The organism is Streptomyces mayteni (assembly GCF_054783955.1).
The window spans coordinates 1-11,988 of the sequence record NZ_BAAGPR010000054.1 but is presented as its reverse complement, the minus strand read 5'-3'; the positions used below and the strand labels follow the sequence as shown (position 1 = coordinate 11,988).

The window sequence follows — 11,988 nt, the reverse complement described above, 5'->3', positions numbered from 1 at the left end:
TGTGTCGTTCGTCACACCAATCTGATGGGGGCACCATGTCAGAGACCCCGGCCTATCTGCGGGTGGCGGCCGAGCTGCGCCGCCTGATCGTCGAGGGCGCGCTGGCGCCGGGCGCGCGGCTGCCGTCCAGGGCCGCGCTGGCCGAGGCGCACGGCGTGGGTCCCAACGTGGCGAACTCGGCGGTGCGGCTGCTGATGGCCGAGGGCCTGGTGCACGGGCGGGCCGGCAGCGGCGTCTTCGTGCGGCGGCCGACGGCCCGGCGGGCCGTGGTGCGGTCCTGGCACGACGAGCGGCTCGGCGGCAGCCTCTACGTGCCGGACGACGGCACCGGCCGGGCGGCGGGCGGCGGCCGGGAGTGCGCGTCCGCCACGGTGCCGGCGCCCCCGGAGATCGCGGAGCGGCTCGGCCTCGCGGCGGAGGCGCCGGTGGTGCGCAGCGACTACACGTTCCTGAGCGACGGCGAGCCCGGCATGATCTCCAGCAGTTGGGAGCCGCTGGCGCTGACCGGCGGCACCCCGGTGGTGCTCCCGGAGGCCGGCCCGCTGGCCGGCCACGGGGTGGTGGCGCGGATGGCGCACATCGGGGTCACGGTGGACCGGGCGACGGAGTCGGTGACCGGCCGCGCGGCCACCCCAGAGGAGGCCGAGCGGCTCGGCATCGCGGTCGGCGCCGGGATCCAGGCCCTACAGCGCACCTACTACGCCGGGGACCGGGCGGTGGAGACGGCGGATCTCGCGGTTCCCGCGAGCCGCTTCCGGCTGGTCTACGAGTTCCCGGTGGGCGGCTGAGCCGCCGGCTCAGGAGAGCCAGTCGGCGTAGCGGGTGGGCGCGAGGTGGGCGTTCCGGTCGGTGAGGACGTCGCCCTTCACGGCCGCGAACATGCCGGCGGTGGGATCGGTGACGACGGCGCGGTTGTCGGAGGCGTGGGACAGGGTGATCCGGCCCAGCTCGTCGAGCGGGAAGACCTCGGGCCCCGCGACGTTGTGGATGCCCATCAGCGGAGGGCCGGCGGCCACGTCGGCCACCGCCTGGGCCACGTCGTCGGCGGCGATCGGCTGGACCGGGGTGGCCGGCAGCCGGACGGTGTCGCCGTCGGCCGTCATATCCATGACCGCGTCGACGAACTCCATGAACTGCGTCGCCCGGACGATCGAGTAGGGGATCGGGCCGGCCCTGAGCACGTCCTCCTGGAGCGCCTTGGCCCGGTAGTAGTCCAGCTCCGGCACCTGGTCGACCCCGACGATCGACAGGATGACGAAGTGCCGGACGCCGCCCCGTTCCCCCGCGGCCAGCAGGTGGTCCATCGAGGTCTGGAAGAAGGCCAGCGAGGCCTCGTCGAACGTCGGGGAGTTCGTGAGGTTCACGATGACGTCGGCTCCCGCCACCGCCTCGTCGAGCCCCCGGCCGCTGCTGACGTCGATTCCGGTGGAGTGCCCGTGTGGCACCGCCTCGTGGCCGGCGGCGTTCAGCTTCGTGACGACCCGCGAACCGATCAGACCGGTGCCGCCGATGACCGCGAACTTCATGAGGGGCCTTCCTTCGAGGGGGTTCCCGGCAATATGACACACCGTCAGCCAGGTGCTCCGGTAGGCGCAGGATCGCGCCCGGGGGAAAGCTCGCCGACCGCGGCGAACGCCCCGGCCTGGCCGCCTGCGAGGATGGGCACATGCGAAGAACTCCCAGGCGGGCGGCCCGAGTCGCGCTGGTGGCCCCGGACGGCGCGGTGTTCCTGCTCCGGCACGACGACGCGGAGCTGGGCCCGCACTGGGTCCCACCGGGTGGCGGTCTGGAACCGGGCGAGTCGCCGCTCCAGGCAGCCGCGCGCGAGCTGCGCGAGGAGACCGGCTGGGCCGACGTCGCGCTCGACGGCACCCTGCTGTGCAGGTGGACCCACGACTTCACCCAGGCCGGCGTGCCGGTCCGCCAGCAGGACGACATCTTCCTGGCCCACGTCCCGCGCCGGGACCCGGCCGGCGACCTGACCGAGGCGCACGCCGCGGACGGCATCCTGGGCTGGCGCTGGTGGTCGCCCGCGGAGTTGGCCGCCGCCGACGCGGAGCCGGTGTGGCCGCCGCGGCTCCCCGAGCTGCTGGCGGCGGTACCCGCCGGCGGGCTGCCGCCGGCGCCCGTCGACCTCGGCTACGTGCCGCTCACGCCCCGGCGGAACCGGCCACGGCCGTGAGCCGGTCGCCGAGCCCGCTGCGCCGGTAGAGCACCCGCCTGCCGTCCCGGTCCCGGCTGACGAGCCCGTTCGCGTAGAGCACCCGCAGGTGCTGGGAGACGGCGCTCGGGGTGACGCCGAGGCGGCGGGCCAGCTCGACGGTGGCCAGCGGCTCCTCGACCAGGAGGAGCAGCCGGGCCCGGGGGGCGCCGAGCAGCGCCGCGAGCGCGCCAGGGTCGGCGGGCGGCACGGCCTCCCAGAGCGTGGCGACGCCCCGGCTCGGATAGACGAGGCGTGGCGGCTCGTCAGGGCTGACCGGGGGCGCCGGCTGGTGCGCGAACACGGAGGGGATGAGCAGCAGGCCGCGCCCGGCCGCGGCGACCCGGTGCCGACCGATCATCCGGGCGATGTGCAGCACGCCGTCGTGCCAGCGCAGGTTCGGGTGCATGTCGGCGAAGAGCGAGCGGGCGCCGCCGATGGCGAGCCGCCGCGCCCGGTAGGTCATGTCGGCCTCCAGCAGCAGCCGCATCCGCGGCCACCACGGCTCGATCGCCGCCGCCCAGTACCCGGCCAGCAGCTCGCAGATCGCGTCGCGCAGCGCGGCGACCCGGCCGTCGTCCTCCTCGGCGGCGGCGCGGAGCGCCGCGGGCGGCGGATCGGGCGCGTGGGCGAGCCTGAGGTCGTGCCTGACCCGGTCGGGCGGGGTGCGGCGGGCGACGGCCAGCTGCTCCGCGAAGGTCGGCGCGAAGCTCGCCGGCGTCGGGGTGACGAAGTCCGGCAGGGTGCGGCGCCTGGCCACCAGCGCCATCAGCAGCTCCGTGTCCAGGTGGCCGAGCCGGCCGAGCACCGAGCGACGCCAGGGCAGCTGGAGCGCGGAAAGACCCGGGTCCCGGAGCACCCGCAGGCTGAGCAGGGCCTCCGCCGCGGGAGAGACGGCGAACCGGGTGTCCGCGAGGTCCTCGACGCCCAACTCGAAGCTGATCATTAAGCCAGAGGCTACATCCATTGGTTCCGGACCGACCATGCCGTGGACTCCACGCCATGACCGACACCGCGGCGCCTCGCCGCCTCGTCCCGCTGCTGGCCCTGACCTGCGCGGTGGCCGTGGGCACCGTCTACTTCCCGCAGGCGGTCGTGCCGCTGGTCGCGGACGCGCTGGACCTCTCCCCCGGCGCCGCCGCCCCGATCGTGACGGCCACCCAACTCGGCTACACGGCCGGCATCCTGCTGCTCGTGCCGCTCGGCGACCGGTTCCGGCACCGTCCGCTGCTCGTCACCCTGCTCGGGCTCACCGGGCTCGGGCTGCTGGCGGCCGGCTCCGCGCCGGCCCTGCCCCCACTCGTCGCCGCCAGCGCGCTGGTCGGCCTGACCACCGTGGCGGCGCAGCTCACCGGGCCGCTGGCGCTCGGCCTCGTGCCCGCCGACCGCCAGGGCGCCATGCTCGGCGTCCTGTTGAGCGGATCGACCGGCGGCATGCTGCTGGCCCGCACCTTCGGCGGCACGCTCGGCGAGTGGCTCGGCTGGCGGGCGCCCTACCTGGTGGCCGCCGCCGTCGTCCTGACGCTGGCGGCGGTGCTGGCCCGCACCGTGCCGACGGTCCCGGCGCCCTCCCCCCAGCCGTATCCGGCCCTGCTGGTCGAGCCGCTGCGCCTGTTGCGCGCCGAGCCCGAACTGCGCCGCTCCTGCCTCTACCAGGCGACCGTCTTCGGCGGCTTCTCCGCCGTCTGGACCTGCCTCGCGCTGCTCCTGACCGGCCCCCGCTACACGTGGGGCGCCCACGCGATCGGGCTGCTCGCGCTGGTCGGCGCCGTGACGATGCTCTGCACCCCGCTGGCCGGCCGCGCGGTGGACCGCCGGGGACCTGGCCCGGTCAACCTGGTCTGCCTGCTCGGCACGCTCCTCTCCGCTGCCGTCCTCGCCGGCGGCTCCCGCGGCGGCGCCGCCGGGCTCGCGGCGCTGGTCCTCGGCACGCTGCTGCTCGACGTCGCGATGCAGTGCGGCATGGTCGCCAACCAGGCGCGCGTCTACGCCCTGCGGCCGGACGCCCGCGGCCGCCTCAACACCGCCTACATGACCTGCGCCTACCTGGGCGGCGGCGCCGGCTCCTGGCTCGGCGCGCACGCCTACGCCCGAGCCGGCTGGCCGGCCGTGTGCGCGCTCCTCGCCACGCTCGCGGGCCTCGCCCTGGCCCGCCACCTGGCGGGGCCGCGCCCGGCAGCCGGGAACGAAGCGGTCGACCGGCGGCGTGCGCCGATCGGGGACCAGGCCGGCACGGCTGAGGCGCGGGCCGGCGCCGCCGACGCCGGCCGGTGAGCGCGCCCCGTGGCAGGGCGCGCGCCTCAGGCCCTGGCCGGGTCGGGTTCCGCCAGGTCCACGGCCAGGCCGTGGGCGAGGCAGTGCGCGGCGGCCAGCTCGACGGCCGCCGCGTGGAGGCCGTCCGTGGTGTCGGCGGCGCGGCGCAGCGGGTCCTTGGGGTCCACCGGCTCGCCGGCGTGGAACAGGGCGCGGAAGAGCTCGGCGTCGCCGTCGTCCCCGGTGGCGGGGATCGGGATCTCCGCGTCCGGCTTGCCGGGGCACCGTACGGTGAGCCGCCGGCCGGCGACCAACTCGGCCTGGCCCTCGGTGCCGTCGACCACGACCAGGGACGGCTCACCCGGGGCCGTGCGGGTGTGGGTCAGGGTCGCGCCGCCCCGGTAGTGGACCGTCACGCCGCCGATGCCGTCGGCGCCGGCCGTGACCCGGGCGGGAGCGTCGTCCAGCCACCAGTTGGCGAGGTCGACGTGGTGGCAGGACGGGACGGGCGCCTCCGCGCCCTCCGTACCCGCCGCGCCCTCCGCACCCGCCGCGCCTTCCGCGGCGGCCGGCCACGCCGCCCGGAGGCCCGTCACGCGGCCGATCCCGCCGGCGGCCAGCACCTCGCGCAGCGCCGTGTTGCCGGCCGCGTAGCGGCGGTCGAAGGCGACGACGACATGCCGCCCGCTGGCTTCGAGTGCGCCGGTGATCCGCCGGCCGCCCGCGGCGTCGGTGGTGAGCGGCGCCTCGACGATCACGTCGGCGCCGGCGAGCAGCGAGCGGCAGGTCAGGTCGGCGTGGGTGGCGTCGGGGGTGGTGAGGATGACGCGGTCGATCTTCTGCTCGTCGATCATCCGCTCCAGGCCGCCGGCGCCGTACCGCACCGGCGACCTGCCGCCGAGCGTGAGGCTCTTGACGTAGTCCTCGAAGCGGTCGAGCCGCAACGGGACGGCGTCGAGTAAGGCGACGAGTTCGGCCGTCTCCCGGTGGTCGCCGAGCAGCGCGCGCACGTAGTCGCGCGCCCGCTCGCCGGTGCCGATGAGCGCGTAGCGCGTGCGCGGTCGCGCCCCGTCCGGCGGATTCCCCCTCGCCACTGTGGTGCCCCCTGGTCGGTGTGGTCGAACTGGTCGAGCTGGCCGTGCTGGTGACGGTGTGGACGACTCCCACCACTCTAGGCAACTTCGGTAGCCTAGTGAAGTAACTCCGGGGAAAATATGCAGCGTTGAAATCCGGCGTCCACCCGAACCACCCGGATCGCGGTGGTTCGCACCCCTTGCCCGCGGCCGCCGAGCGGGGCAGCCTTGCCACTGGTCCAACCATCGAAGACCGGCGCGAGGCGCCCCCACGGACACGTCCTAGCCTGCCAGCGCCGCCTCGATCTCGGCGAGTTCCTGGTCCGAGAAGTCCAGGTCGTGCGCCGCCGCCACGTTGTTCTCGAGTTGGGTCACGCTGCTCGCGCCGACCAGCGCCGAGGTGACCCGGCCGCCGCGCAGCACCCAGGCGATGGCGAGTTGCGCCAGGCTCTGGCCGCGGCGGGCGGCGATCTCGTTCAACGCGCCGGCCCTGGCCAGGTATTCCGGGGTGATGCCCGCGCGGGACAGGAACGGGCTGTCGCCGGCCGCCCTGGAGCCCTCGGGGACGCCCTTCAGGTAGCGGTCGGTCAACAGCCCCTGGGCCAGCGGCGAGAACGCGATGGAGCCGGCGCCGAGCTCGTCGAGCGCGTCGAGCAGGCCGTCGTCCTCCACCCAGCGGTTGAGCATCGAGTAGGCGGGCTGGTGGATCAGCAGCGGGGTGCCGAACTCCCGCAGGATGCGGGCGGCCTCGCGGGTCTGGGCGGCGGAGTAGTTGGAGATCCCGACGTAGAGGGCCTTGCCCTGCCGGACCGCCGTGTCCAGCGCGCCCATGGTCTCCTCGAGCGGGGTGTCGGGGTCGGGGCGGTGCGAGTAGAAGACGTCGACGTAGTCGAGGCCGAGCCGGCCCAGGCTCTGGTCCAGGCTTGCGAGGAGGTTCTTGCGGGAGCCCCACTCGCCGTACGGCCCGGGCCACATGTGGTACCCGGCCTTGCTGGAGACGATGATCTCGTCCCGGTAGCCGCGGAAGTCGGCCGCGAATATCCGGCCGAAGTTGCGCTCGGCCGCGCCGGGCGGCGGGCCGTAGTTGTTGGCGAGGTCGAAGTGGGTGACGCCGAGGTCGAACGCCCGCCGCAGGATGGCGCGTTGGGTGTCCAGGGGGTTGCCGTCACCGAAGTTGTGCCACAGCCCGAGCGAGACGGCAGGCAGCCGGAGCCCCGACCGGCCGCTGCGGCGGTAGGGCATGTCGTCGTAGCGGGTTTCGGCGGCGACGTGGGTCACGGAGGCTCCATGGTTGGCGGCCAGACGAATCGCGGCATCCTGTCATACACGGTGTCAGCATCACAACCGGTTACGACCCACCGGAACCATCATGGCAAACGGGTGCGAATCACAAGATAGTCGGTAAATAATCCCCAGAACGGGAAACTGACCCTGAGACAGCCTCGAAGGGAAGGGACCCGCGATGGGCGCCAGGCGCTGGATCCAGGGCTGGCCGGTCTACCGGCAACTGACCGGCGGGGACCCGCTGGGCCGCGGCGCCGCCGTGAAGTCCAGGGCCACCGACGAGCTGCGGCCCCGCACCACCACCGCCGACCGGGTGGTGGACTCGGTCTGTCCCTACTGCGCCGTGGGCTGCGGCCAGAAGGTCTACGTCGAGAACGGCCGGGTCACCCAGATCGAGGGCGATCCCGACTCCCCCGTCAGCCGCGGCCGGCTCTGCCCCAAGGGCGCGGCCACGCTCCAGCTGGTCACCGGCGCGGCACGCCGCCACCAGGTCCTCCACCGGCGCCCTGGCGCCACCGACTGGGAGCCGCTGGACCTGGAGACGGCCATGGACATGGTCGCCGACCGGGTGGTCGCGACCCGCCGCGCCACCTGGCGGTGGGAGGCGGACGGGGCCCGGGTGGCCCGCACCCTCGGCATCGCGAGCCTGGGCGGCGCGGTGCTGGACAACGAGGAGAACTACCTCATCAAGAAGCTGTTCACCGGGCTCGGCGTCGTCCAGGTCGAGAACCAGGCCCGGGTCTGCCACAGCGCGACGGTCGCCGGCCTCGGCACCTCCTTCGGCCGGGGCGGGGCGACCACCTTCATGCAGGACCTGCAGAACGCCGACTGCGTGGTGATCCAGGGCTCCAACTTCGCCGAGTGCCACCCGGTCGGCTTCCAGTGGGTGATGGAGGCCAAGGCCAGGGGTGCCACGGTCATCCACGTCGACCCGCGCTTCACCAGGACCAGCGCGCTGGCCGACCTGCACGTGCCGATCCGGGCCGGCAGCGACATCGCCTTCCTCGGCGGACTGATCAACCACGTACTCACCGAGGGCAAGGAGTTCCGCGAGTACGTCCTCGCCTACACCAACGCCGCCACCATCGTCGGCGAGGACTTCCGCGACACCGAGGACCTGGCCGGCGTCTTCTCCGGCCTCGACGCCGAGGGCCGGAGCTACGACCCCGCCAGCTGGAGCTACGAGGGCGATCCGGTGCGCGCCCCGGCCGGCAGCCAGCGGGCCCAGCCGGACGAGACGGCGCTGGCCGACGAACGCCAGGCCTGTGTCGCCGAGTCCCACGGCTCCGGCGGCGCCCAGGTGCCGCCGCGCCCGGAGCGGGACGAGACGCTGAGCCACCCGCGCTGCGTCTACCAGCTCCTTCGGCGCCACTACGCGCGCTACACGCCGGAGATGGTCGAGCGGGTCTGCGGCGTGGCCCCGGCCACCTTCGCCCGGGTGTGCGAGGCACTGACCGCCAACTCGGGCCCCGACCGCACCAGCGCCTTCGCCTACGCGGTCGGCTGGACCCAACACTCCATGGGCACCCAGTACATCAGGGCCGCCTGCGTGCTCCAGCTGCTGCTCGGCAACATCGGACGGCCGGGCGGCGGCATCCAGGCGCTGCGCGGCCACGCCAGCATCCAGGGGTCCAGCGACATCCCCACACTGTTCAACCTGCTGCCCGGCTACCTCCCGATGCCCCAGGCGCACCGCGACCCCGACCTGGACTCCTTCGTGGCCGCGGTCCGCACCGACAAGGGCTACTGGGCCGAGGCGCGGTCCTACGCGGTGAGCCTGCTGAAGTCCTACTACGGGGCGGCCGCCACCGCCGCCAACGACTACTGCTACGACCACCTCCCCCGCATCACCGGCTCGCACAGCACCTACGACACCGTGCTCGCGCAGCTGGCGGGCGACTGCCGGGGCTACTTCCTGTTCGGCGAGAACCCGGCGGTCGGCTCGGCCAACGCCCGGCTCCAGCGGCTCGGCATGGCCAACCTCGACTGGCTGGTGGTGCGGGACTTCTCGCTGATCGAGTCCGCCACCTGGTGGCGGGACGGGCCCGAGATCGAGAGCGGCGAGCTACGCACCGAGGACATCGCCACCGAGGTGTTCTTCTTCCCGGCGGCGGCGCACACCGAGAAGTCGGGCTCGTTCACCAACACCAACCGCTGGCTCCAGTGGCACCACGCCGCCGTCGAGCCGCCCGGCGAGGCGCGCAGCGACCTGTGGTTCGCCCACCACCTGGAGCGCAGGATCCGGGCGCGGCTGGCCGGTTCGACCCGCCCGGAGGACCGGCTCTTCCTCGACCTGGCCTGGGAGTACCCGGAGGAGGGCCCGCTCCTGGAGCCCTCGGCCGAGGCGGTGCTCGCCGAGATCAACGGGCACGGCCCGGACGGCGCGCCGCTGTCCGCCTACACCGAGCTGCGGGACGACGGCTCGACGGCGTGCGGCTGCTGGATCTACTGCGGGGTGTACGCGGACGGCGTCAACCAGGCCGCGCGGCGCCGGCCGGGCGGGGAGCAGGACTGGCTGGCGGCCGAGTGGGCGTGGGCCTGGCCAGGCAACCGCCGGATCCTCTACAACCGGGCCTCGGCCGCGCCAGACGGCCGGCCGTGGAGCGAGCGCAAGGCGCTCCTGTGGTGGGACGCGGACGCCGGCCGCTGGGCGGGCCACGACGTGCCGGACTTCCCCGTCACCCTCGACCCCGGCCATGTGCCGCCGGCGGACGCGACCGGCGTCGCCGCGCTGCGCGGGGACGACCCGTTCGTCATGCAGGGCGACGGCAAGGGGTGGCTGTTCGCGCCGGCCGGCCTGGTGGACGGGCCGCTGCCGACCCACTACGAGCCGCAGGACTCGCCGTTCGCCAGCCCCCTCCACCCCGAGCACGGGCGCTCGCCGGTGCGGACGACGTTCCCCCACGAGGGCAACGAGTACCACCCCTCGGGCGGGGAGCACGGCGCCGCCGTCTTCCCGTACGTGGTGACCACCTACCGGCTGACCGAGCACTTCACGGCCGGCGGGATGACCCGCTGGTCGCCCTATCTGGTGGAGCTGCAGCCGGAGATGTTCTGCGAGGTCTCCCCCGAGCTGGCGGCCGAGCGCGGCCTCCGGCACCGCGGCTGGGCCACCGTGGTGACACTGCGCGGCGCGATCGAGGCGCGGGTGCTGGTCACGGACCGGATGGCGCCGCTGCGGGTGGCGGGCCGGACGGTCCACCAGATCGGGCTGCCCTACCACTGGGGGCCCAACGGGCTCAGCCGCGGCGACGCGGCCAACGAGCTGTCCTCGATCGTGCTCGACCCCAACACGCACATCCAGGAGGTGAAGGCGCTGACCGCGGACATCAGGCCGGGGCGGCGCCCGCGCGGCCCCGGGCTGCGCGAGCTGATCGCCGACTACCGGCGGCGCTCGCACGCCTCCGCCGAGACCGGACTGGAGGTCTGACCATGACGACGGGCGATCCCGAGGGACGGGCGCGGCGGCTGCTGTCCGGTCCCGAGCCCGAGGTGGCCGCCGACGCCGGGCACGCGGAACCACCGCCGCGGGTCGGCTTCTTCACGGACACCTCGGTGTGCATCGGCTGCAAGGCGTGCGAGGTGGCGTGCAAGGAGTGGAACGCGATCCCGCCGGCGGCCGGCGAGGCGGGCGGCCCGCTGACCGGGATGAGTTACGACAACACCGTGGGCCTCGGCGCCGACACCTGGCGGCACGTGGCGTTCGTCGAGCAGAGCGCGCCGCGGGACGACGGCTCCGCCGAGAACGACGGGAGCGGCGGGAGCGGCGGGCTGCGCTGGCTGATGGCCTCGGACGTCTGCAAGCACTGCACGCACGCCGCCTGCCTCGACGTCTGCCCGACCGGCTCGCTGTTCCGCACCGAGTTCGGCACGGTGGTGGTGCAGGAGGACGTCTGCAACGGCTGCGGCTACTGCGTGCCGGCCTGCCCGTACGGCGTGATCGAGCAGCGCGCCGGCGACGGCCGGGCCTGGAAGTGCACGATGTGCTACGACCGGCTGGGCGCCGGCCAGGAGCCGGCCTGCGCCAAGGCGTGCCCGACCGACTCCATCCAGTTCGGGCCGCTCGACGAGCTGCGTGAGCGGGCGGCCGCCCGGGCGGCCACGCTGCGGGAGGCCGGGGTCGAGGACGCCCGGCTGTACGGCGCCGACCCGGCGGACGGGGTGGGCGGCGACGGCGCGTTCTTCCTGCTCCTCGACGAGCCCGAGGTGTACGGGCTGCCGCCGGACCCGGTGGTCACCACCAGGGATCTGCCGGCGATGTGGCGACACGCGGCGATCGCGGCCGCGACCCTGCTCGGCGGCCTTGCGGCCGCGTTCACCTGGAGGATCGAACGGCGGGAGAACAGATGAGCGAGGCGGAGGTCAGGCGGGACGGGCTCGCGGAGGTACGGCCAGGGCGGGACGCGCCGGTCGGCGCGGGGCTCGACGGGCTCCGGAGGCCGGTGGCCGACTCGTACTACGGCCGGCCGGTGGTCAGGGCGCCGTCGTGGGTGGCGCGGGACGTCGCCGGCTACCTGTTCCTCGGCGGGCTGGCCGGCGCCGGCTCGGTGCTGGCGGCCGGCGCCGAGCTGACCGGGCGGTCCCACACCGCGCGGGCGATGAAGCTCGGCTCGCTCGGCGCGGTCTCGCTCTCGACGGCCGCGCTGGTGAACGACCTGGGCCGTCCCGCGCGGTTCTGCAACATGCTGCGGGTGCTGAAGCCGACGTCGCCGATGAGCGTCGGCTCCTGGCTGCTGGCCGGCTACTGCGCGCTGGCCGGCGTGGCCGCCGCCGACGAGGTGGCGAGCCGGGCGCCGCGCGCCGGGCGGGCCGCCACCCTGGCGGCCGGCTGCCTCGGCCCCTGCGTGGCCACCTACACCGGCGTGCTGCTCGCCGACACCGCGATCCCCGCCTGGCACGAGGCCCATCGGGAGCTGCCGTACCTGTTCGCCGGCTCGGCCGCCACGGCGGCGGCCGGGATGGCGCTGCTGGCCGGGCCCCTGGCCGAGAACCGGCCGGCCAGGCGGGTCGCGGTGCTGGCCGTGGCGGCCGCGCTCGCCGCGCTGCGCTCGGCGCAGGCCAGGGCCGGGCTGGTGGCCGAGACCTACCGGTCGGGTGCGGCCGGCCGGCTCCTCGGGGTGGCGGGCCGGCCCGGCACGGCGGGGGCGGCGGCCGCCGCGCTGCTCGGCGGGCGGTTGG

At 74.9% G+C, this 11,988-nt stretch carries 10 protein-coding genes; 6 read left to right on the top strand and 4 right to left on the bottom strand.

All coding sequences use genetic code 11. From position 1 onward, the window contains the following. Window positions 1–35 precede the first annotated feature (35 nt). Window positions 36–788 carry a GntR family transcriptional regulator gene (locus tag ACYVPE_RS22720; protein WP_461035524.1) on the top strand — a complete coding sequence of 251 codons (753 nt, stop codon included), beginning with the start codon at window positions 36–38 and terminating at the stop codon, window positions 786–788. A 9-nt stretch (window positions 789–797) separates the two neighbouring features. Here ACYVPE_RS22720 and ACYVPE_RS22715 read toward each other — a convergent pair whose 3' ends face one another. Then, window positions 798–1,526, bottom strand: a complete 729-nt coding sequence (locus ACYVPE_RS22715; RefSeq protein ID WP_461035523.1) for an SDR family oxidoreductase — start codon at window positions 1,524–1,526, stop codon at window positions 798–800. A gap of 140 nt (window positions 1,527–1,666) precedes the next feature. Between ACYVPE_RS22715 and ACYVPE_RS22710 the strand changes: the two genes are divergently transcribed. Continuing rightward, complete coding sequence (locus ACYVPE_RS22710; RefSeq protein WP_461035522.1) at window positions 1,667–2,182, top strand: NUDIX hydrolase; 516 nt, start codon at window positions 1,667–1,669, stop codon at window positions 2,180–2,182. Here ACYVPE_RS22710 and ACYVPE_RS22705 read toward each other — a convergent pair. Beyond that, window positions 2,151–3,146 carry a helix-turn-helix domain-containing protein gene (locus ACYVPE_RS22705; RefSeq protein WP_461035521.1) on the bottom strand — a complete coding sequence of 332 codons (996 nt, stop codon included), beginning with the start codon at window positions 3,144–3,146 and terminating at the stop codon, window positions 2,151–2,153. The genes ACYVPE_RS22710 and ACYVPE_RS22705 overlap by 32 nt on opposite strands. Window positions 3,147–3,202: 56 nt before the next feature. Here ACYVPE_RS22705 and ACYVPE_RS22700 point away from each other — a divergent pair, with 56 nt between their 5' ends. After that, a complete protein-coding gene (locus ACYVPE_RS22700; RefSeq protein ID WP_461035520.1) occupies window positions 3,203–4,474 on the top strand; it encodes an MFS transporter in 1,272 nt (423 codons plus the stop codon). Window positions 4,475–4,500: 26 nt separating this feature from the next. Here the strand turns inward: ACYVPE_RS22700 and ACYVPE_RS22695 are convergent, their stop codons facing one another. Both ACYVPE_RS22695 and mgrA read right to left on the bottom strand, forming a co-directional pair. After that, on the bottom strand, window positions 4,501–5,547 hold the full coding sequence (locus ACYVPE_RS22695) for a Gfo/Idh/MocA family protein (protein ID WP_461035519.1): 1,047 nt from the start codon (window positions 5,545–5,547) through the stop codon (window positions 4,501–4,503). Between the two features lie 261 nt (window positions 5,548–5,808). Beyond that, on the bottom strand, window positions 5,809–6,804 hold the full coding sequence (gene mgrA / locus ACYVPE_RS22690; RefSeq protein ID WP_461035518.1) for an L-glyceraldehyde 3-phosphate reductase: 996 nt from the start codon (window positions 6,802–6,804) through the stop codon (window positions 5,809–5,811). Between the two features lie 184 nt (window positions 6,805–6,988). Between mgrA and fdh the strand changes: the two genes are divergently transcribed. The 3 genes from fdh to nrfD form a co-directional block, all read left to right on the top strand. Continuing rightward, window positions 6,989–10,240 carry a formate dehydrogenase gene (fdh, locus tag ACYVPE_RS22685; RefSeq protein WP_461035517.1) on the top strand — a complete coding sequence of 1,084 codons (3,252 nt, stop codon included), beginning with the start codon at window positions 6,989–6,991 and terminating at the stop codon, window positions 10,238–10,240. Window positions 10,241–10,242: 2 nt separating this feature from the next. Beyond that, entirely contained in the window at window positions 10,243–11,160 is a 918-nt protein-coding gene (locus ACYVPE_RS22680; RefSeq protein WP_461035516.1) for a 4Fe-4S dicluster domain-containing protein, read from the top strand. Beyond that, on the top strand, window positions 11,157–11,988 hold an 832-nt coding region (gene nrfD / locus ACYVPE_RS22675), incomplete at its 3' end, for an NrfD/PsrC family molybdoenzyme membrane anchor subunit (protein WP_461035515.1). The genes ACYVPE_RS22680 and nrfD, both read left to right, overlap by 4 nt.